At 63.7% G+C, this 22,254-nt stretch carries 9 protein-coding genes and 1 pseudogene; 6 read left to right on the forward strand and 4 right to left on the reverse strand.

All coding sequences use genetic code 11. The features are described 5' to 3' along the window. The first annotated feature begins 244 nt into the window (after nt 1-244). Together AOA59_RS10620 and AOA59_RS10625 are read left to right on the forward strand one after the other, a co-directional pair. Nucleotides 245-997 carry a thioesterase II family protein gene (locus tag AOA59_RS10620; RefSeq protein WP_065911512.1) on the forward strand — a complete coding sequence of 251 codons (753 nt, stop codon included), beginning with the start codon at nt 245-247 and terminating at the stop codon, nt 995-997. Nucleotides 998-1,048: 51 nt separating this feature from the next. Continuing rightward, nucleotides 1,049-13,939, forward strand: coding sequence for a non-ribosomal peptide synthetase (locus AOA59_RS10625; RefSeq protein ID WP_099487222.1), 12,891 nt, complete (start codon nt 1,049-1,051; stop codon nt 13,937-13,939). 117 nt (nt 13,940-14,056) lie between these two features. Here AOA59_RS10625 and AOA59_RS10630 read toward each other — a convergent pair. The 4 genes and pseudogenes from AOA59_RS10630 to dsbD form a co-directional block, all read right to left on the reverse strand. Continuing rightward, a pseudogene (locus tag AOA59_RS10630) lies at nt 14,057-14,164 on the reverse strand (thiol:disulfide interchange protein DsbG); the annotation flags it as partial. A 124-nt stretch (nt 14,165-14,288) separates the two neighbouring features. Further along, nucleotides 14,289-15,050, reverse strand: a complete 762-nt coding sequence (dsbG, locus tag AOA59_RS10635) for a thiol:disulfide interchange protein DsbG (RefSeq protein WP_099487224.1) — start codon at nt 15,048-15,050, stop codon at nt 14,289-14,291. Then, nucleotides 15,026-15,877 carry a TlpA disulfide reductase family protein gene (locus tag AOA59_RS10640; RefSeq protein ID WP_099487226.1) on the reverse strand — a complete coding sequence of 284 codons (852 nt, stop codon included), beginning with the start codon at nt 15,875-15,877 and terminating at the stop codon, nt 15,026-15,028. The genes dsbG and AOA59_RS10640 overlap by 25 nt, the downstream gene beginning before the upstream one ends. Continuing rightward, the gene (gene dsbD / locus AOA59_RS10645; protein ID WP_099487228.1) at nt 15,877-17,604 is read right to left on the reverse strand and encodes a protein-disulfide reductase DsbD; all 1,728 of its coding nucleotides are present in this window, start codon (nt 17,602-17,604) and stop codon (nt 15,877-15,879) included. Before dsbD ends, AOA59_RS10640 begins: the two co-directional genes overlap by 1 nt. A gap of 163 nt (nt 17,605-17,767) precedes the next feature. Between dsbD and AOA59_RS10650 the strand changes: the two genes are divergently transcribed. The 4 genes from AOA59_RS10650 to AOA59_RS10665 all read left to right on the forward strand — a co-directional run bounded on the left by AOA59_RS10650 (nt 17,768) and on the right by AOA59_RS10665 (nt 22,249). After that, nucleotides 17,768-18,448: a response regulator transcription factor gene (locus AOA59_RS10650; protein ID WP_017134987.1), complete on the forward strand. Its 681-nt coding sequence runs from the start codon at nt 17,768-17,770 to the stop codon at nt 18,446-18,448. Then, complete coding sequence (locus AOA59_RS10655) at nt 18,448-19,770, forward strand: ATP-binding protein (RefSeq protein WP_065911500.1); 1,323 nt, start codon at nt 18,448-18,450, stop codon at nt 19,768-19,770. Before AOA59_RS10650 ends, AOA59_RS10655 begins: the two co-directional genes overlap by 1 nt. Before the next feature lie 123 nt (nt 19,771-19,893). After that, on the forward strand, nt 19,894-20,661 hold the full coding sequence (locus AOA59_RS10660) for an N-acetylmuramoyl-L-alanine amidase (protein ID WP_099487392.1): 768 nt from the start codon (nt 19,894-19,896) through the stop codon (nt 20,659-20,661). A 175-nt stretch (nt 20,662-20,836) separates the two neighbouring features. Next, the gene (locus tag AOA59_RS10665) at nt 20,837-22,249 is read left to right on the forward strand and encodes an aspartate aminotransferase family protein (RefSeq protein ID WP_099487229.1); all 1,413 of its coding nucleotides are present in this window, start codon (nt 20,837-20,839) and stop codon (nt 22,247-22,249) included. Nucleotides 22,250-22,254 lie beyond the last annotated feature (5 nt).

Here is a 22,254-nt window from a genome sequence, read left to right on the forward strand (position 1 = left end):
CACATCGGGCAACAAATTATGCTTAATGATAATGATTGTCAAATGAGAAGGCGAACTAATCTTATGCTTTCCTGTTGAGTGTGAACCACGTCTCGCTCGCCCCCGGCGACTAATTATTTGCCGGGGCCGTCCGTTCTTCTGGGTGACAGGTCCGTTAGCGAACGGCCAGGGATCAGCACCCGCAGGAGGGCGAAATGGGTTTTTATCGTGCAGGCCGCGTGTTTCAGTTTGGAGGCCGCGACCAATGAGCGTTTCCACGCGGTTGCGCCTGTTCTGCCTGCCCTACTCGGGTGCCAGCGCGATGGTCTATGTGCGCTGGCGCCGGGCGCTGCCTGACTGGTTGCAGGTGTGCCCGCTGGAATTGCCGGGTCGCGGCATGCGCATGGATGAGCCGTTGCAGCGCGATATCAAAACCTTGGCGGCGCAGCTTGCCGACGAGATCGGTCGTGACCTGGGTAGCCCTTATGCACTGTTCGGCCATAGCCTGGGCGGCCTGCTGGCCTTTGAACTGGCGCATGCCCTGAAGGCACGCAATCTGCCCGCGCCGCTGGCGTTATTTGCCTCCGGTACCGCCGGCCCGGCGCGCCGCGATGTCAGCGAATACGCGATTGAAAAGACCGATGAACAACTGATCGCCCGCCTGCGCGAGCTGCAGGGCACGGCCGAAGAGGCCCTGGCAAATCCGGAATTGATGCAGTTGATGCTGCCGATTCTGCGCGCCGACTTCCTGCTGTGCGGCAGCTTCACCTATGGCGAGCGCGCGCCGCTGGGCATGCCGATCCACGTATTTGGCGGCAAGCAGGACAGCGTACGCGCCGACCAGTTGCTCGACTGGCAGCTCGATGCCGCCAGCGGCTTTTCCCTCGACATGTTCGACGGTCACCACTTCTTCCTCGTGCAGCACGAAAGCGCGGTGCTGCGCTGCCTGCGCCGCTATGCCGACGAGCACCTGGCCCGCTGGCGCAATGATGCGGCGCGCCAACTGGCTGCCGTTTAGCACGGCCCCAATTCCCGATTTTCCCGTAAGCCGATTTCAGGCAGGAACCCCATGATGGACGCCTTCGAACTTCCCCGCACCCTGGTCCAGTCCCTTCAACATCGCGCCGCGCAGACCCCGGACCAGGTAGCCCTGCGCTTCCTGGCCGAATCCGCCACAGACAGCGTTGTGCTCAGTTACCGCGACCTCGACCAGCGCGCCCGCACCATCGCCGCCGCCTTGCAGGCCAATGCGGCATTGGGCGACCGTGCGGTGCTGTTGTTTCCCAGCGGCCCGGATTACGTCGCGGCGTTCTTTGGTTGCCTGTACGCCGGGGTTATCGCGGTGCCGGCCTATCCGCCGGAGTCCACCAAGCGCCATCATCAGGAGCGCCTGCTGTCGATCATCAGCGATGCCGAGCCGCGCTTGCTGCTGACCATCGCCAGCCTCGCCGACGGCCTGGCGCAGATCGAAAACGCGCCGCCGGTGTTGAGCGTCGATACGCTCGAAAACGCCGGCAATTGGGTCGAGCCCGAGCTGCAAGCGCACGACATCGCCTTCCTGCAATACACCTCCGGCTCCACCGCACTGCCTAAAGGCGTGCAAGTCAGCCACGGCAACCTGGTGGCCAATGAAGTGCTGATCCGTCGTGGCTTCGGCATTGATCTGCACCCGGATGATGTGATCGTCAGCTGGCTGCCGCTGTACCACGACATGGGCCTGATCGGCGGCTTGCTGCAACCGATCTTCAGTGGCGTGCCCTGTGTGTTGATGTCGCCGGCGTACTTCCTCGGCCGGCCATTGCGCTGGCTCGAAGCGATCAGCGAATACGGCGGCACCATCAGCGGCGGGCCGGATTTCGCCTATCGGCTGTGCAGTGAGCGGGTCAGTGAAACCGCGCTGGAACGTCTGGATTTGAGCAAGTGGCGCGTGGCCTATTCGGGTTCCGAGCCGATCCGCCTCGACACCCTGGAACGCTTCGCCGAAAAGTTCGCGGTCTGTGGTTTCACCCCGAACAGTTTTTTCGCCTCCTACGGGCTGGCCGAGGCGACCTTGTTCGTTGCCGGTGGCTCCCGTGGTCAAGGCATCCCCGCGTTGCGTGTGGATGAGCAGGCGCTGGCCGCCAACCGTGCCGAACCGGGGCAGGGCAGCGCGATCATGAGTTGCGGCACCAGCCAGCCGGAGCATGCGGTGCTGATCGTCGATCCGCACACCCTCACCGAACTGCCCGACAACCGTGTCGGCGAACTCTGGGCCGCCGGCCCCAGCATCGCCCACGGCTACTGGCGCAACCCCGAGGCCAGCGCCAAAACTTTCGTGCAACACGCCGGCCGCACCTGGCTGCGCACCGGCGACCTGGGCTTTATCCGCGACGGCGAGGTGTACATCACCGGCCGCCTCAAAGACCTGCTGATCGTGCGCGGTCACAACCTGTATCCGCAGGACATCGAGCAGACCGTCGAGCGCGAAGTCGAGGTGGTGCGCAAAGGCCGGGTCGCGGCGTTTGCCGTGAATCACCAAGGCCTGGAAGGCATCGGCATCGCCGCAGAAATCAGCCGCAGCGTGCAGAAAATCCTGCCGCCCGACGCCTTGATCAAGGCGATTCGCCAAGCGGTGGCCGAGGCGTATCAAGAAGCCCCGAGCGTGGTGGTACTGCTCAACCCCGGCGCCTTGCCCAAAACCTCCAGCGGCAAGGTGCAGCGTTCGGCCTGCGCGCTGCGTCATGCCGATGGCAGCCTCGACAGCTACGCGCAGTTCCCGAATCTGCAAGCTCAGGCCGGTGAATCGCTGCTTGAATCCGAGCTGCAAAAGCAGATTGCAGCGATCTGGTGCGAGCAGTTGCAGGTCGCAACGGTGGCGGCCGATGACCATTTCTTCCTGCTTGGCGGTAATTCCATCACTGCCACCCAAGTGGTCGCGCGCCTGCGTGAAACCCTGGGCCTGGAGCTGAACCTGCGCCTGCTGTTCGAAGCGCCGACGCTCTCGGCGTTCGCCGCCAAGGTGGCGCAGCTGCAGCAGGACGGCGGCATTGCTCAAGGCGCGATCCAGGCCTTGTCACGCCAGGACGACCTGCCGCAATCCCTGGCACAGAACCGCCTGTGGATCACCTGGCAACTGGACCCGCACAGCAGCGCCTACACCATCCCCGGTGCCCTGCGGTTGCGCGGCGAGCTGGACGAGGATGCGGTGCGCGCCAGCTTCCAGCAATTGATCCAGCGCCACGAAGCCCTGCGCACGCGCTTCTATGAGCGCGATGGCCAAGCCTTCCAGCGCGTCGAGGCCAGCACGGGTTTCGAGCTGCAAGTGATCGACCTCAGCGACCTGCCAACCACCGAACGCGAAGCCCGCGCACAGCAGATCCGCGAGGACGAGGCGCGCACCCTGTTCGACCTGGAAAAAGGCCCGTTGCTGTGGGTAACGCTGGTGCGCCTGGACGATGAAGATCACCAACTGTTGGTGACCCTGCATCACATCATCGCCGACGGTTGGTCGCTCAACATTCTGATCGACGAATTCTCGCGCCTCTACGCCGCCGCGATCCAGGGCCAAAGCCTGAAGCTGCCGCCACTGGCCCTGCAATACGCCGACTACGGCAGCTGGCAACGCCAATGGCTGGCCGAAGGCGAAGGCCAGCGGCAATTGGCTTATTGGAAGGCGCAATTGGGTGACGAGCACCCGGCCCTGAGCCTGGCCACCGACCATCCACGCGCTGCGCAGCGCATCAACAGTGCCTCGCGCCATAGCGTGCGCTTGAACGCAGCGCTCAGCGAAGCGATTCGCCAGGTGGCTCAAGCCCATGAGTCCACCCCGTTCATGGTGTTGCTGGCGGCGTTCCAGAGCCTGCTCTACCGCTACAGCGGCCAGCGCGATATCCGTATCGGCGTGCCCAACGCCAACCGCCCGCGCCAGGAAACCCAAGGCCTGATCGGCTTCTTCATCAACACCTTGGTGCTGCGCGCCGAACTGGACGGGCGCCTGCCATTCAATCAGCTGTTGGCTGCCACGCGCCAGGCTGCACTGGGTGCCCAGGCCCACCAGGACCTGCCCTTCGAACAACTGCTGGAAGCCTTCCCCCAGGCCCGCGAACAAGGCCTGTTCCAGGTCATGTTCAACCACCAGCAGCGCGACTTGAGCGCCTTGCGCCGCTTGCCGGGCATGCTTGCCGAAGAGCTGCCATGGCATAGCCGCGAAGCCAAGTTCGACCTGCAACTGCACTCTGAAGAAGACCGCAACGGGCGCCTGAGCCTGGCGTTCGACTACGCCGATGAGCTGTTCGACAGCGCGACCATCCAGCGCCTGGCCGAGCATTTCGTCAGCCTGCTGCAAGCAGTGTGCGAGCAGCCCGAGCAAGCCATCGGCGACCTCAAGCTGATGCACACAGACGAGCAGCAGCCATGGAGCGAGGCTCCGTGTGCTCCGGCCCGGCAGTGGCTGCCCGAATTGCTCGGCCAACAGACTTCGGACAGCACCGCGCTGGTCTGGCAAGACGGCAGCCTGACCTTCGCCCAACTGCACACCCAGGCCAATCGCCTGGCCCACTACCTGCGTGACAAAGGCGTCGGCCCGGATGTGTGCGTGGCCATCGCCGCCGAGCGTTCGCCGCAGCTGCTGATTGGCCTGTTGGCAATCATCAAGGCCGGTGGCGCCTATGTGCCCCTCGACCCGGATTACCCCGCCGAGCGTCTGGCCTACATGCTCAAGGACAGCGGCGTGCACCTGCTGCTGACTCAAACCGCACTGCTTGAACTGCTGCCGGCCACCGAAGGCGTGTGCGTGATCGCCATGGACAGCCTGCATCTGGACAGCTGGCCGACCCAGGCGCCGGGCCTGCATTTGAATGGCGACAACCTCGCTTACGTTATCTACACCTCCGGCTCCACCGGCCAGCCCAAAGGCGTGGGCAATACCCATGCGGCGCTGGCCGAACGCTTGCAGTGGATGCAGGCCACCTATCAACTCAACGACACCGATGTGCTGATGCAAAAGGCGCCGATCAGTTTTGACGTGTCGGTGTGGGAGTGCTTCTGGCCGCTGATCACCGGCTGCCGCCTGGTGCTGGCCGGCCCTGGCGAACATCGCGATCCGCACCGCATTGCGCAGCTGGTACAGGAACACGGCGTCACCACGCTGCACTTTGTGCCGCCGCTGCTGCAGCTGTTTATCGATGAGCCGTTGGTGACTGAGTGCACCAGCCTGCGACGTCTGTTCTCCGGCGGTGAAGCCTTGCCTGCCGAGCTGCGTAACCGCGTGCTGGCGCAGTTGCCGGCGGTGCAACTGCACAACCGGTATGGCCCGACCGAAACCGCGATCAACGTGACCCACTGGCATTGTCACGCCGAGGACGGCGAGCGCTCGCCCATCGGTCGGCCGCTGGGCAATGTGATCTGCCGCGTGTTGGATGAGCAACTCAACCCGTTGCCGGCCGGTGTGCCGGGCGAGCTGTGCATCGGCGGCATCGGCCTGGCGCGCGGTTACCTGGGCCGCGCCGGGCTGACCGCCGAGCGTTTTGTCGCCGACCCGTTGGGCGAACCCGGCACACGCCTGTATCGCACCGGTGACCGCGTGCGTTGGAGCGCCGATGGCGTGCTCGAGTACCTGGGCCGCCTCGATCAACAAGTCAAATTGCGTGGCTTTCGTGTAGAACCCGAAGAAATCGAAGCCCGGATGCTAGCCCTGGACGGCATCGCACAAGCCGTGGTGCTGGTGCGTGATGCACAACTGATCGGCTACTACACCGCGCATGCGCAGCTTACCGAGCAAGCGGTAAAAACCGCCCTGGCCGCCGAGTTGCCGGAGTACATGGTGCCCGCATTACTGATGCGCCTGGACGCCATGCCCCTGAGCCCCAGCGGCAAACTCGACCGCCGGGCCTTGCCCGAACCGGTGTGGCAAACCCGTGAACACATCGAGCCTGCAACGCCGCTGCAACAACAAATTGCCGCGATCTGGCGCGAGGTGTTAGGCCAGCCATGTATCGGCCTGCGCGACGACTTTTTCGCCCTGGGTGGCCATTCGTTGCTGGCCACGCAAATCATCTCGCGCACCCGCCAGGCCTGTGACGTCGAATTGCCGTTGCGCACCTTGTTCGAAGCCAGCGAACTGGGCACATTTGCCGAGCAGGTCGGCTTGATCCAGGCCTCTGGCCAACGCAATCAGCAAACCGCTATTGCCAGGGTCGACCGCAGCGCGCCGGTGCCGTTGTCCTATTCCCAACAACGCATGTGGTTCCTCTGGCAGATGGAACCCGACAGCCCGGCCTACAACGTCGGCGGCATGGCGCGCCTGCGTGGCGTGCTGGATGTGGGGCGTTTTGAGGCCGCGTTGCAAGCCTTGATCATGCGCCACGAAACCCTGCGCACCACCTTCCCGAGCGTCGATGGCGTGGCGTACCAAAAGGTCTCGGCGCAAACCGGCCTGCGCATGGATTGGCAGGATTTCTCCGCGCTCAATGAAACCGAGCGTCAGCAGCGCCTGCAAGATTTCGCCGATCAACAAGCCCACACCCCGTTCAATCTGGAAACCGGGCCGTTGTTGCGCGCCTGCGTGGTCAAGGCCGGCGAGCAGGAGCACTACTTCGTGCTGACCCTGCACCATATCGTCACCGAAGGCTGGGCCATGGACATCTTCGCCCGTGAACTCGGCGCGCTGTACGAGGCATTTATCGACGAACGCGATTCGCCGCTGGCGCCGCTGGCGGTGCAATACCTGGACTACAGCGTGTGGCAGCGCCAGTGGTTGGAGGCTGGCGAGCGCCAGCGCCAACTGGACTACTGGACCGCCCAGCTGGGCCATGAACATCCTTTGCTTGAACTGCCCGCCGACCGCCCACGCCCGCCCGTGCAAAGCCATCAGGGCGAGCTGTACCGCTTTGACCTGAGCGATGATTTGGCCGCTCGCGTGCGTGCCTTCAATGCCGAACGCGGCCTGACCTTGTTCATGACCATGACCGCCACCCTGGCGGTGCTGCTCTACCGCTACAGCGGCCAGACCGACCTGCGCATCGGCGCGCCGGTGGCCAACCGCATTCGCCCGGAAAGCGAAGGGCTGATCGGCGCGTTCCTCAACACCCAGGTGCTGCGTTGCCAGCTCGATGGACAGATGAATGTGGCCGAGTTGTTCGAGCAGGTACGCCATACCGTGATCGAAGGCCAGTCGCACCAGGACCTGCCATTCGATCATCTGGTGGAAGCCCTGCAGCCACCGCGCAGCGCGGCGTATAACCCGCTGTTCCAGGTGATGTGCAACGTGCAGCGCTGGGAATTCCAGCAGAGCCGCCAACTGGCAGGCATGACCGTCGAGTACCTGGTCAACGATGCGCGGGCGACCAAGTTCGACCTCAACCTGGAAGTCACCGACCTCGACCATCGCCTGGGTTGCTGCCTGACCTACAGCACCGACCTGTTCGACGAGCCGCGTATTGCGCGGATGGCCGCACATTGGCAAAACCTGTTGGAAGCGTTGATCGCTAACCCGCAACAGCGACTGAGCGAGTTGCCCTTGCTGACCGCCACTGAGCAGCGCGCCTTGCAGAGCAGTCTGGGTATCGAGGCGGGTGAACACCGTCTGGATCAGTGCCTTCACCCGCTGTTCAGCCAACACGCTTTGGCCCGCCCCGATGCACCGGCGTTGACCTTTGCCGGGGTGACGCTCAGCTATCGCGAACTGGATGAGCGCGCCAACCGCCTGGCGTGGATGCTGCGTGAGCGCGGTGTTGGCCCGCAGGTGCGGGTCGGCCTGGCGTTGCCGCGTTCGCTGGAAATGGTTATCGGCCTGCTGGCGATCCTCAAGGCCGGCGGCGCTTATGTGCCGCTGGACCCGGAATACCCGCTCGACCGCCTGCACTACATGATCGAAGACAGCGGCATCGGCCTGCTGCTCAGCGATGCGGCGATGTTCGAAGCCCTTGGCGAATTGCCGGCGACGGTCGCCTGCTGGTGCCTGGAAGATGACTTGCCGGTGTTGGCCAACTACCCCACCGACGCGCTGCCCTTTATCAGCCTGCCGCAACATCAGGCGTACCTGATCTACACCTCCGGCTCCACCGGCAAGCCGAAAGGCGTGGTGGTGTCCCATGGTGAAATCGCCATGCATTGCCAGGCCGTGATCGAGCGCTTTGGCATGCGCGCGGATGATTGCGAGCTGCACTTCTACTCCATCAACTTTGACGCCGCCACCGAGCGTCTACTGGTGCCGCTGCTCAGCGGTGCGCAGGTGGTGTTGCGCGCCCAAGGCCAGTGGGATGCCGAAGAAATCTGCGCGCTGATCCGCGCCCATGGCATCACTATCCTCGGCTTTACCCCCAGCTACGGCAGCCAGTTGGCGCAATGGCTGGCCACCCAGCAACAGACTCTGCCGGTGCGCATGTGCATTACCGGCGGCGAGGCGCTGACCGGCGAGCACTTGCAGCGCATCCGTGCAGCGTTCCAGCCCGAGCTATTTTTTAATGCCTATGGCCCGACCGAAACCGTGGTGATGCCGCTGGCCAGCCTGGCGCCGCAGGTGCTGGAAGAGGGCGCCGCCAGCGTGCCGATCGGCAGCATCATCGGTGCTCGCGTGGCTTACATTCTCGACGCCGACCTGGCGCTGGTGCCCCAAGGCGCGACCGGCGAGCTGTATGTCGGCGGGGCAGGTCTGGCCCAGGGTTATCACGAACGTGCGGGCATGACGGCCGAGCGTTTTGTCGCCGATCCGTTTGCTGCCGATGGCGGCCGTTTGTACCGCACCGGCGACCTGGTGCGCCAACGCGCCGACGGCCTGGTGGAGTACCTGGGCCGTGTCGACCATCAAGTGAAGATTCGCGGTTTCCGTATTGAACTGGGCGAAATTGAAACCCGGCTGCTGGAGCACGCAGCCGTGCGCGAAGCCGTGGTGCTGGCGCTGGATTCAGCCAGTGGTAAACAGCTGGCGGCCTACCTGGTCAGCGACGCCGACCCTGCTGCCTTGCGTGATGCACTCAAGGCGCACCTCAAGGCGCAGCTGCCGGACTACATGGTGCCCGCGCACCTGATCGTGCTCGACAGCATGCCGCTGACCGCCAATGGCAAACTCGACCGCCGCGCCTTGCCGCAGCCCGACCCTGAGGCCAATCGCCAAACCTACGTGGCGCCGCGCAATGAGCTGGAGCAGAGCCTGGCGGCCATTTGGTGCGCGGTGTTGAACGTGCAGCAAGTCGGCCTGGACGATAACTTCTTTGAGCTGGGCGGTGACTCGATCCTGTCGATCCAGGTGGTCAGCCGTGCGCGGCAGGCCGGGATTCATTTCAGCCCACGGGATTTGTTCCAGCACCAGACCGTGCAAACCCTGGCCGCTGTGGCCACGCGTAGCGAACAGGTGACCGCCGAGCAAGGCCTGCTCACCGGCAGCTCGGGCCTGACGCCGATCCAGCACTGGTTCTTTGATACCGAGATCCCCAACCGTCAGCACTGGAACCAGGCATTGCTGCTCAAGCCCCTGCAATTGCTGGAGCCCCATCGCCTGGAGCAAGCGCTGCTGGCGGTGCTGGAGCATCACGACGCCTTGCGCCTGAGCTTCTCCAAGCGCGACGCACACTGGCATGCCGAGCACTTGGCCGTGCCCCAAGGCGGCGTGCTGATGCAGGCGCAAGTGCGCGACATGCAGGGTTGCACCGCGCTGTTCACTGACACTCAACGCAGCCTGAACCTTGAGCATGGCCCCCTGTTACGGGCTTTGCTGGTGGACGGCCCGCAAGGCCAGCAACGCCTGTTGATCGCGATTCATCACCTGGTGGTGGACGGCGTGTCGTGGCGCGTTCTGCTGGAGGACCTGCAAACGGTTTACCGCCAGTTGAGCGACGGCCAGTCCGTCAGCCTGCCGGCCAAAACCAGCGCATTGCGCGATTGGGCTGCGCGCTTGCGCGCTTATGCCGGCAGCGAATCCCTGCGTGAAGAGTTGAGCCTGTGGCAAGACCAACTGGCCGGTCCTGCGGTGGAACTGCCAGTGGCGCGTGCACAGGGTTCGCTGCGCAACCGCGAGGCTGAGACCGTCAGCGTGCGCCTGGGCGCCGAACACACCCGCCAGTTATTGCAACAGGCGCCGAGCGCGTATCGCACCCAAGTCAACGACCTGCTGCTGACCGCCTTGGCCCGCGTGCTGTGCCGCTGGACGGGGCACGCCTCGACCTTGATTCAACTGGAAGGCCATGGCCGTGAACCCCTGTTCGATGAGATCGACCTGACCCGCAGCGTCGGCTGGTTCACCAGCGCTTACCCGCTGCGCCTGACACCGCACGCCGGGCAGGGCGACTCGATCAAGGCCATCAAGGAACAACTGCGCGGCGTGCCGCATAAAGGCCTGGGTTATGGCGTGCTGCGCTACCTGGCGGACGACCAGTGCAAGCAGGCCATGGCCGCGCTGCCGACGGCGCAGATCACCTTCAACTACCTCGGTCAGTTCGACCAGAGCTTTGGCGCCGATGCGCTGTTTCATCCGCTGGATGAATCGGCGGGCCTGGCCCACGATCCGGATGCGCCGCTGCCCAATGAGCTGAGTGTCGACAGCCAGGTGTATGGCGGTGAGTTGCTGCTGCGCTGGACCTTCAGCCGTGAGCGCCATGACCCACAGACCATCCGTGAACTGGCGCAGGCGTACTTGAGCGAGCTGCAAAGCCTGATCGCGCATTGCCTCAACGACGAGGCGGGCGGCCTGACGCCGTCCGACTTCCCGCTGGCGCACCTGACTCAAGCACAGCTCGACAGCCTGCCGGTGCCGGCCAATGTCATCGAAGACGTTTACCCGCTGACGCCGATGCAGGAAGGCCTGCTGCTGCACACCTTGCTGGAACCGGGCACCGGCCTCTATTACATGCAGGACCGCTACCGCATCAACAGCGCTCTGGACCCCGAGCGTTTCGCCCAGGCCTGGCAGGCGGTGATCGCCCGGCATGAAGCCTTGCGTGCGTCGTTCTGCTGGAACGTCGGCGAGGACATGCTGCAAGTGATCCACAAGCCGGGCAGCACGCCGATTGACTACCTGGACTGGAGCAATGACGCCGAAGCCGAACAGGAGCCGCGTCTGCAAGCCTTGCTCAAGGCCGAGCGCGAAGCCGGGTTTGATCTGCTCAACCAGGCGCCGTTCCACCTGCGCCTGATCCGCGTGGGCGAGGCGCGCTACTGGTTCATGATGAGCAACCACCACATCCTCATCGATGCCTGGTGCCGCTCGTTGCTGATGAATGATTTCTTCGATATCTACATGGCCTTGGGCGAGGGCCGCGATGCACAATTGGCCACACCGCCACGCTACCGCGATTACATCGCCTGGCTGCAACGCCAGAACCTGAATGAAGCGCGCCAGTGGTGGCAGCAGAACCTGCAAGGCTTCGAGCGCACCACGCCGATCCCGAGCGACCGGCCGTTCCTGCGTGAACACGCAGGCCACAGCGGCGGCATGGTGGTGGGCGATTGCTACACCCGCCTGAATGCCCGCGACGGTGCGCAATTGCGCGAACTGGCCCAGGCCCATCAACTCACCGTCAACACCTTCGCCCAGGCGGCGTGGGCCTTGGTGCTGCGGCGATTGAGCGGTGAGCGAGACGTGTTGTTCGGCGTCACGGTGGCCGGGCGCCCAGTGGAAATGCCCGAGATGCAACGCACCGTCGGCCTGTTCATCAACAGCATCGCGCTGCGGGTGAAACTGCCGCAAGACGACCAGCCTTGCAGCGTGCGCCAGTGGCTGAGCGGCCTGCTCGACAGCAATATGCAACTGCGTGAATACGAATACCTGCCGCTGGTGACTATCCAGGAACACAGCGAACTGCCCAAGGGCCAGCCGCTGTTCGACAGCCTGTTTGTGTTTGAAAACGCGCCGGTGGAAGTGTCGGTGCTGGACCGTGCGCAAAGCCTGAACGCCACCTCGGATTCCGGCCGCACCCACACCAACTTCCCGCTGACGGCGGTGTGTTATCCGGGTGATGACCTGGGGCTGCACCTGTCTTACGACCAGCGTTATTTCGATGAAACCACCGTGCAAGGCATGCTTGGCGAGTTCAAGCGCCTGCTGCTGGCGTTGGTGCAGGGCTTCCATGGTGATATGGCCGAGCTGCCGCTGATCGGTGAGCAGGAGCGGGCGTTTCTGGTCGACGGCTGCAACCAGAGCGAGCACGACTACCCGCTGGAGCGCAGTTACATCGAGTTGTTCGAAGCGCAGGTGACGCAACATCCGCAGCGCATCGCCGCCAGTTGCCTCGACCAGCAATGGACCTACGATGAATTGAATCGCCGCAGCAACGGTCTGGGCTACGCGCTGATCGAGGCCGGTGTCGGGCTGGATCAGCCGGTGGCGCTGCTGGCCGAGCGTAACCTGGATTTGCTCGGCATGATCATCGGCAGTTTCAAGGCCGGTGCCGGTTACCTGCCGCTGGACCCTGGCCTGCCAAGCCAGCGTTTGAGCCGCATCATCGACCTGAGCCGCACGCCGTTGCTGGTGTGCACCGAAGCGTGCCGCGAGCAGGCGATTGAATTGCTGGACGGCACCGACTGCCAGTTGCTGGTCTGGGAAGAAGTGCCCGGCCGTGGGGAAAACCCGGGCATCTACAGCGCGCCGGATAACCTCGCCTATGTGATCTACACCTCCGGCTCCACGGGGTTGCCCAAAGGCGTGATGGTGGAACAGCGCGGCATGCTCAATAACCAGTTGAGCAAGGTGCCGTATCTGCAACTGAGCGAGGCAGATGTGATCGCGCAGACCGCTTCGCAGAGCTTCGATATTTCCGTGTGGCAGTTCCTCGCCGCGCCGCTGTTTGGCGCGCGGGTGGATATTGTGCCGAACAGCATCGCCCATGATCCGCAGGGTTTGCTGGCGCATGTGCAGGCTCAAGGCATCACTGTGCTGGAAAGTGTGCCGTCGCTGATCCAGGGCATGCTCGCTCAAGAACGCATGAGCCTGGATGGCTTGCGCTGGATGCTGCCGACGGGTGAAGCCATGCCGCCGGAGCTGGCGCACCAGTGGTTGCTGCGTTACCCCGAGATCGGCTTGGTCAACGCTTATGGCCCGGCGGAGTGCTCGGATGACGTGGCGTTCTTCCGCGTTGACCTGGCGTCGACCCGTGGCACGTATCTGCCGATTGGCACGCCAACCGACAACAACCGTTTGTACCTGCTCGACGGTGCGCTGGAGCTGGTGCCGCAAGGGGCTGTGGGCGAGTTGTGTGTGGCAGGCACGGGCGTAGGGCGTGGTTATGTCAGCGACCCGTTGCGCACCGCCCAGGTGTTTGTGCCGAACCCGTTTGGCGCGCCGGGCGAGCGCTTGTACCGCACCGGCGACCTGGCGCGTCGGCGCAGCGATGGTGTGCTGGAGTATGTCGGGCGTATCGACCATCAGGTGAAGATTCGTGGTTACCGCATCGAACTGGGTGAAATCGAAGCGCGCCTGCATGAACAGCCAGAAGTGCGGGATGCGGCAGTCGGCGTGCAGGAAGGCGTCAACGGCAAGCATTTGGTGGGTTACCTGGTGGCGGCCGATGAAGCCTTGAACCCAGGTGAGCGCATGGACCGTATCAAGCAGCGCCTGCGCGCGCAATTGCCGGAATACATGGTGCCGCTGCACTGGCTATGGCTCGACCGCTTGCCGCTGAACGCCAATGGCAAGCTGGACCGCAAGGCTCTGCCGGCCCTGGAGATTGGCCAACTGCACAGCCAGCACTACCTGGCGCCGCGCAACGAACTGGAAGCGACCTTGGCGGCGATCTGGGCCGAGGTGCTGAAGGTTGAACGGGTAGGCGTGCAGGACAACTTCTTCGAGTTGGGCGGGCATTCATTGCTGGCCACGCAGATTGCTTCGCGGGTGCAGAAAACCCTGCAACGGGATGTGCCACTGCGGGCAATGTTCGAGTGCAGCACAGTAGCGGAGTTGGCCGAGTACATCGACGGGCTGGCGGCCAATGAGATCAGTGCGGAGAAGGTGGATCGCTTGAGTGATTTGATGGCGGAGTTGGAAGGCTTGTAACTGATCGTTCCCACGCTCTGCGTGGGAATGCAGTCCAGGACGCTGTACGTCCCAAAGCGTGACGCAGAGCGTCACCTGAGGCATTCCCACGCAGAGCGTGGGGAACGATCTGATGGGCTATTTTGGCCCGAGAATCTTCACCAGCTTGTCTGGCGACGGCGCGCCTTGCTGTTGCTGCAAGCCGCCCTTGTCATCGCGATAGAAAATCGCTGGCGTCGCCGACAGAGCTTCACTGATCGTTCCCACGCTCTGCGTGGGAATGCAGCCCAGGACGCTCTGCGTCCCAAAGCGTGACGCAGAGCGTCACCTGAGGCATTCCCACGCAGAGCGTGGGGAACGATCTGATGGGCTATTTTGGCCCGAGAATCTTCACCAGCTTGTCTGGCGACGGCGCGCCTTGCTGTTGCTGCAAGCCGCCCTTGTCATCGCGATAGAAAATTGCCGGCGTCGCCGACAGTTCCAGCTCTTCCATCAACTTCATATTGGCATCGAGCTTGGCTTCGATATCTGCCGGGATCTTGTCCAGTGCCTGCAATTTGCTGCCCTTGCCGGCGGCTTCGTGTTCTTCCAGGGCTTTTTGCGGGTCTTTGGCGGCCAGCAGCGCGGCGGATTTGCCTGGGCTGTCTTCGCGAATGATGCCGACCATGATGTGGCGCAATTGCACCTTACCGGCCTTGACCCACGGGCGTGCCTGTTCCCAGAACATGTTGCAGTACGGGCAGTTGGGGTCACTGAACAGGTAGACGATGCGCGGCGCGTTTTTGTCGCCGTCCTGGATCCAGTTGCTGTGTTCCATCTTGGCCCAGACTTCCTTGGCCATCGGCGCGTACACCAGTTTTTCCAGGGGCGCGCTGCTCAGGTCATTGCCTTGGGCGTCGTACAGGTTACCGGCCAGCACACTTTTACCGTCGGCGGTCAGGTACAGGGCCATGCCACGGTTCTGGTATTGCGCGGCGTAGCCGGTGAGGCCGCTGGGCGCGTCGAACTTGCCGAGGATCTTGGCACCCTTGGCTTCGATCTGTTTGATCGGCGCCGGCCAGTCTTCGGCCTGGGCCAGTGTGGCCGCAAGCGTCAGCGGCAGCAGGGTCAGCAGGTGGCGGAGTCTTGGCATGTCGGTTTCCTTGTGGCAGCAGGGGCAGTGTCGAAGGGTTCCATGGCACGGGCCAGGCTGGCCTGGGACAACTCGCCCAGGTGGCTGTTGATCAGGCGCCCATCGGCTTGGTAGAACAGGGTGGTCGGCAGGGCCATGGAGCCCACGGCCTGGCCGAGGCGGCCGCTGGCATCAAACAGCACGTTGTCGAGGGTCAGGCCTTGGGTGGCGAGAAAGGTGCTGACGCTTTGCATGCTTTCGGCCTGGTTGACGAACAGGAAGGTCACGTCCGGGCGCTGGTGTTGCGCACGCTCCAGCACCGGCATCTCGCGGCGGCACGGCGGGCACCAGGTGGCCCAGAGGTTGATCACCAGCGGGCCGCCTTTGTAGTCGGTCAGTTGCACCACGTCGCCATTGGCGTTACGCAAGGTGATGTCCGGCAGTTGCGAGCCCTTGTCGTAAAGGCTCAGGGACACGCTGGTCAGGCCCCAGAACACCAGCCCGGTGACCACCCCGGCACTCAGCGGGGTGCGCATGGCCGGGCGGCGCCAGCCGTAGAACACGGCGCCCAGCACCAGTGCGATCACGCCGGGCCAGGCCAGGAAGCCGCCGTCGCGCAGGTCGACCATTTGCAGTGGGTCGTGGCTGTAGTCGCTCCAGTACATCAGTACAAAGCTTAAGCGTGCCACCAGCATGCCCAGCAAAAACAGGCTGAACAGCACCGATTCGGGGTTTTCACCGCCACGCTTGGCCACGCGCCAGCCCACCAGCGTGGCGAGGATCAGCGCGCTGATCAGCAGGATGTGATTCAGGGCGATGGCGAACGTACCGATGGTCAGGGTCAGCATCAGCGCGCGTCTCGGGTTTGCGTCCAGCGTTGCAGGAAGGCGGCGGCATCCACTTCGCCGGTGATGCGTTGGGCGCGACGTTCTTCACCGTCCGGGCCGATCCACACGAAGCTCGGTGGCCCCGGCACCTTGTAGCGCCCGAGCAGTTCGCGGCTGGCGGCGTTGTCGGCGGTGACGTCCAGGCGCAACAGGCGCACGTCTTTGAGGGCGTCCATCACCTGGGGTTGGCCGAAGACTTGTTTTTCCATGATCTTGCACGACACGCACCAGTCGGCGTAGTAGTCCACCAGCACCCATTGGCCCTGGGCCTTGGCGCTGTCGAGCTGGCTTTGCAGCACGGCCGGGTCGTTGATGGTCATGAAGGCGTCGTGGGCGCTGGGCGCAGCAGCCATCTTCGAGCCGCTGTAGACCTTCAACGGTTGCCACAGGTCGTCGCTGCCACCGGCCGCGCCCACTACCAGCACTGCGCCCCACAGGCCCAGCACCAGGGAGCCGGCGCCGAATACCTTGGCCGCCAGCCCGTATTCGCGGGCCAGGGTCCAGCCGCAGTAGGCCATCACCAGCGCCAAGACGCCCCACAGGCCGAGCCACAGGCTTTCGCCGACCACCGGGCGAATCATCAGCACGGCGGTGCCGAGGAACAGGAAACCGAAGACACCCTTGAGCACGTTCATCCAGGTGCCCGGCTTGGGCAGGAAACGGTTGCCCACGGTTACCAGCAGCAACAGCGGAATACCGATGCCGATGCCCATGGCGAACAGGATCAAACCGCCGTGCAGCGCGTTGCCGCTCTGGGCGATATACAGCAGGGCGCCGGCCAGTGGTGCGGTCATGCACGGGCCGACCAACAGGCCGGACAGCGCACCGAGAATCCCGGCGCCGACCAGGCTGCCGCCGCTTTGCTGGCGGCTGACGTTGTCCAGGCGATCACGCAGGAAGGCCGGCAGTTGCAGTTCAAAGAAGCCGAACATCGGCAGGGCCAGGATCACAAACAGCGCGGCGAAGCTGCCAAGGATCCACGGCGTTTGCAGCAGGGCGGCAAGGTTGCCGCCGAGCAGCGCGGCCAGTACGCCGAGCGCCGCATACACCAGCGCCATGCACACCACGTAGCTGCTGGCCAAGGCAAAACCACGACGCGGGCTGGCACCGCTGCCGACCACCAGGCCCGCGAGAATCGGCAGCATCGGCAGCGAACACGGGGCAAATGCCAGCAGCAGGCCCAGGCCAAAGAACACCAGCAGGCTCCAGCCCAGGCTGCGCTGTTGCAGGCCGCTGGCCAGGCTTTGGTCCTGGGCTTGTGCGGTGGCCGCTACGGCCGGGTTGCCGCCCAGGTCCACGGTGATCGACTGCGGCGGGTAGCACAGGCCCGCATCGGCGCAGCCCTGCCAGCCCAGCTTGACCTGGCCGGTGGCACCGGCCGGGATCTTCACTTCGAGGCCCTGGCGGTACACTTGCTGCTCGCCGAAAAACTCATCGCTATGGGCTTCGCCTTGCGGCAGCACGGGTTTTTCGGCCAGGCCGTCGAACTTCATGCGTTGCTGGTAAAGGTAATATCCGTCGGCAATCTGCCAATACAGCTGGGTTTCGCCGCTTTCAAGACGCTCGGAGGTAAAGGTGAACGCTTTGCCCACCGGCAGGAAATCGGGTTTGGTCTCGAATGGGTTGCCCGGCGCGGCCTGGGCGAACCCTGCGAATAACACCAGCAGAAAGGTAAACAGATGCCGCATGGTCAAGCCTTAGTTCGATGCAAGTTAGGCACACAATGTGTGGTGTTGATTAACCGATGATTAACCGGGCGCTATTCTAAACTGAGGCTGTCGGTTTTCACGGCATAATCGGCGCTTAATCCGCCCGACCTTTAATTCCCTTATCTTTCATGAAGGGTTAACCATGCACGTACTGGTCTGTGAAGACGACGAACTGATCGCCAGCGGCATTGTGGCCGGGCTTGGCGCCCAGGGTTTTACCGTCGAGCGCGTGGCCTCGGCCGCCGCCGCACGCGCGATGCTCAAGGCCGCCACGTTCGACATCATGGTGCTCGACCTGGGCTTGCCCGATGAAGACGGCCTCAAGTTGCTGCAACAACAGCGCAGCCAGGGCCTGGAAATTCCGGTGCTGATCCTCACCGCCCGCGACTCGGTCACCAACCGTGTCGACGGCCTGCAAGCCGGTGCCGACGACTACCTGCTCAAGCCCTTCGACCTGCGTGAACTTGCCGCACGCCTGCAAACGTTGCTGCGTCGGGTGGCGGGGCGTCGGGTCAACCTGATCGAACATGGCCAACTGGCCTACGACCCCAGCAGCCGCGAAACCTTCCTGGCCGGCCAGCCGGTCGACCTGTCACGTCGCGAGCAAGCCTTGTTGCAGGCGCTGTTGCATAACAAGGGCCGCGTGCTGTCCAGCGAGCAACTCAAAGACAGCGTCTACGGTTTCAACGACGAACTGGAAAGCAACGCCCTCAACGTGCACATCCACCACCTGCGGCGCAAATTGGGTAACGGCATCGTCGAAACCGTGCGCGGCCTGGGTTATCGCCTGGGCACGGCGGATGGGGGAGAGGACGCGTCGTGATGAGTTTGCGCCTGCGCCTGACGTTCAAGTTGGGCGCTGCTTTTGTGTTGATCTGGGTCCTGGCAGCTGCCTGGATGCTCAACGATCTGCGCAACCAGATGATGTTTTCCCTCGACCAGCGCCTGGTGGCATCGGCGCGCATGGTGGCCGGGCTGACCGAGCAGATGCCCGGCCTGGCCAGTGTGAGCGGCGCGCCTACGCATTTGCGCACTGAACAACTCAACGTGCCAGGCGGTATGGCCTGCCAGGTCAGCTCCCTGCGCGGGGAAATCCTGGCGCGCAGCCACATGACCCCGGATGAAGGTTTGGAGTCGCGCAAAAGCGGCTTTCGCGACCAGATGATTGACGGTGTGGGCTGGCGCAGCTTCACCTTGTCCCGTGGCGACCTGCTGATCACCACCGCCGACCGCCAGGTGGAGCGTGAGGCGCTGAACCTGTCGATCCTGCTGGCGGCCTCGGTGCCGGTGGGCGTGGCCCTGCTGGGTTGCCTGTGCCTGTTGTGGCTGGGCATCGGCCAAAGTCTGCTGCCCCTTAACCGCATGCGTGATGCCCTGATGCGCCGCAGTGCCGATTCCCTCGAACCGCTGCAGATTCACCCGCTGCCCAGCGAATTGAAACCGCTGCTCGACACCCAGAACCAACTGTTGCAGCGCATCGCCAAGACCATTGAGCGCGAGCGCCGCCTGACCGGCGATGCCGCCCACGAACTGCGCAGCCCGCTGACGGCGATCAAGACCCACCTGCAAGTGGCCCGCATGACCGACGGCGCGGCCCGGGACCAGTCCCTGGCCCACGCCGAAGAGGGCGCCGACCGCTTGCATCGCACCCTGGAGCAGTTACTGCTGCTGGCGCGGGTCGAGGGCAGCCTGTCGTTTGACGATGGCTTGCAATCAAGCGCCGAACAAGTGGCGCGGCTGGCGATTCAGGATGCCAATGCGGGTGATAACCGCCGTATCGACCTGATCCTGGCGGAAAACCTCACACAATCCCCGGTGGAGATGCCGGTGGCGCTGGCGGTAGCGGCCCTGCGTAACCTGTTGGATAACGCGTTGCGCCATACGCCGGGTGACACTCGCGTTGAGCTGAGCGTGTTCACCAGCGCCGACACCGTGGTGTTTCGCGTGCGCGACCATGGCAAGCAGATTTCTGCTGAAGACCTGCAATACCTCACCCAACGTTTCTGGCGCAATGGCAGCAGCGAGGGCTGTGGCTTGGGCCTGGCGATCGTGCAAGCCATTGTGCAGCGCTGCTCCTGCTCGCTGAAATTCGACAGTCAACCGGACGGCCTGCGGGTCGACTTGGGCATGCCGCTGCGGCGCTGAACACTTTTCTTCAAACATTAAATAGTTACCGCCAGCCTGAAATCCATCCCTTCAGGATGGCGGTAATTTTTTTGCGTTTGAACGGGCTGAATGACTCGGCCTGTATTGAAAAGGATGGTTCTTGTGTTAGTGATCGACAGCAGTTTCCCCGCCCAGGATTTTAATCAACGCAACGGCGAACCCGTGCGGCAGATCATCCTGCATTACACCGCAGCGCCCTTTGCAACGTCTTTACGCACACTGACCCGAGGGGGCGTCAGCGCTCACTATTTGCTTCCTGACCCTGATGAGCCCAGCTATGGCGCTGCCGGTTATGACGAACTGCGGGTGTTTCGCCTGGTGGACGAGGACAAACGGGCCTGGCATGCCGGGGTGAGCCACTGGGGCGGGCTGGATAACCTCAACAACCGTGCGATCGGCATCGAGATCGTCAATTTGGCGCGCGATGATGCCGGGGTCTTTACCTTCCCCGAATATGGCCGGGAGCAGGTTGATACGTTGATCGCGTTGGTTCGCGACATGCTTGGGCGGTACCCGCAGGTGGGGCCTCTGGATGTGCTCGGGCATTCGGATGTGGCGTATTGGCGCAAGAGTGATCCGGGGCCTCGGTTGCCCTGGCGGTGCTTGTTCGAGGCCGGAATCGGCGCCTGGTTTGATGACACTACGCGCAGGATGTACCAGCGACGGTTTTGTCTTGGGTTGCCACCGGAAGTAGAGGTGGAGCGGGCATTTCAGCGGTGCGGGTATAAACCGGCCTGGAATCGACAGGCGTTTGAATGGAGGACGCGGGCGTTTCAGATGCACTTTCGGCCGCGCGATTATGGCGGAGTGCTGGATGGGGAGACGTGTGCGATTTTGTATGCGTTGAATGAGCGCTACCGGGGGATTTGATCGTTCCCACGCTCTGCGTGGGAATGCCGCCCCGGACGCTCCGCGTCCCGCTTTCGATCAAAAACCACAACAAGCCTAAATCCCCCCAGCGCTGGTGCGTCTCCAGAACATGAAATCCGCACCTACGCGGATCGCCCGTTTGGTCACCCCTACCCGCGTATTGAGGGATCGAGAGATGTCAGTCGCTACCAGCCGTATCGAAGACGCACCGGTGCATGCAGGCGCAGCACCGGTGGAAACGCTCTACCACTTCGAAGAAACCCCGCTGCTGACCCGCCAGCGCCTGCAGGAATCCAACGCCCGCAGCTATCCTCGGCGTATCCCGCTGGCGCTCAAGCGGGCCAAGGGCATCTACGTGGAAGACGTTGAAGGCCGTAGCTTCATCGACTGCCTGGCCGGTGCTGGCACCCTGGCATTGGGCCACAACCACCCGGTGGTGATCGAAGCCATCCGGCAGGTGCTGAGCGACGAGCTGCCACTGCACACGCTCGACCTCACTACGCCAGTCAAAGACCAATTCGTCCAGGATCTGTTTGGCCTGTTGCCGGCAACGCTTGCACAGGAAGCGAAAATCCAGTTTTGCGGCCCCACCGGCACTGATGCGGTGGAAGCCGCGTTGAAGCTGGTGCGCACCGCCACCGGTCGCAGCACGGTGTTGTCGTTCCAGGGCGGTTATCACGGCATGAGTCAGGGCGCGCTGAGCCTGATGGGCAGCCTGGGGCCGAAAAAGCCCTTGGGCGCTCTGCTGGGTAATGGCGTGCAATTCCTGCCGTACCCCTATGACTACCGCTGCCCATTCGGCCTGGGCGGCGCGGAAGGCGTGCGGGTCAACCTGCATTACCTGGAAAACCTGCTCAACGACCCGGAAGCCGGCGTGCTCTTGCCGGCGGCGGTGATTGTCGAGGTGGTGCAGGGCGAGGGCGGTGTGATCCCGGCCGATCTCGATTGGTTGCGCGGCCTGCGCCGCATCACCGAGCAGGCCGGAGTGGCCTTGATCGTCGATGAAATCCAGAGTGGTTTCGGTCGTACCGGCAAGATGTTTGCCTTTGAACATGCGGGCATCATCCCGGACGTGGTGGTGATGTCCAAGGCCATCGGCGGCAGCTTGCCGCTGGCGGTGGTGGTGTATCGCGACTGGCTCGACACCTGGCTGCCGGGCGCCCATGCCGGGACGTTCCGGGGTAACCAGATGGCGATGGCGGCAGGCTCGGCGGTGATGCGCTACCTCAAGGAACACGACCTGGCCGGCCACGCGGCAGCCATGGGCGAGCGCCTGGCTGAGCACCTGCGCATCCTGCAACGCGACTTCCCGCACTTGGGCGATATTCGTGGGCGCGGGCTGATGCTGGGCGTTGAACTGGTTGACCCCGACGGCACGCCCGATACCCAGGGCCACCCGCCGGTGCATCGCCAACTGGCGCCGCGGGTGCAGCGCGAATGCCTCAAGCGTGGCTTGATCCTGGAGCTGGGCGGCCGGCACGGCAGCGTGGTGCGCTTCCTGCCGCCGCTGGTGATTACTGCCGCTGAAGTCGACCGCGTGGCCGAGATCTTCGGGCGCGCGCTGACGGCAGCGGTCGCCAGCGTCTAATTTTT

Source organism: Pseudomonas sp. 2822-15 (genome assembly GCF_002742515.1).
In the GTDB taxonomy this organism is placed as follows: Bacteria; Pseudomonadota; Gammaproteobacteria; order Pseudomonadales; family Pseudomonadaceae; genus Aquipseudomonas; species Aquipseudomonas salomonii.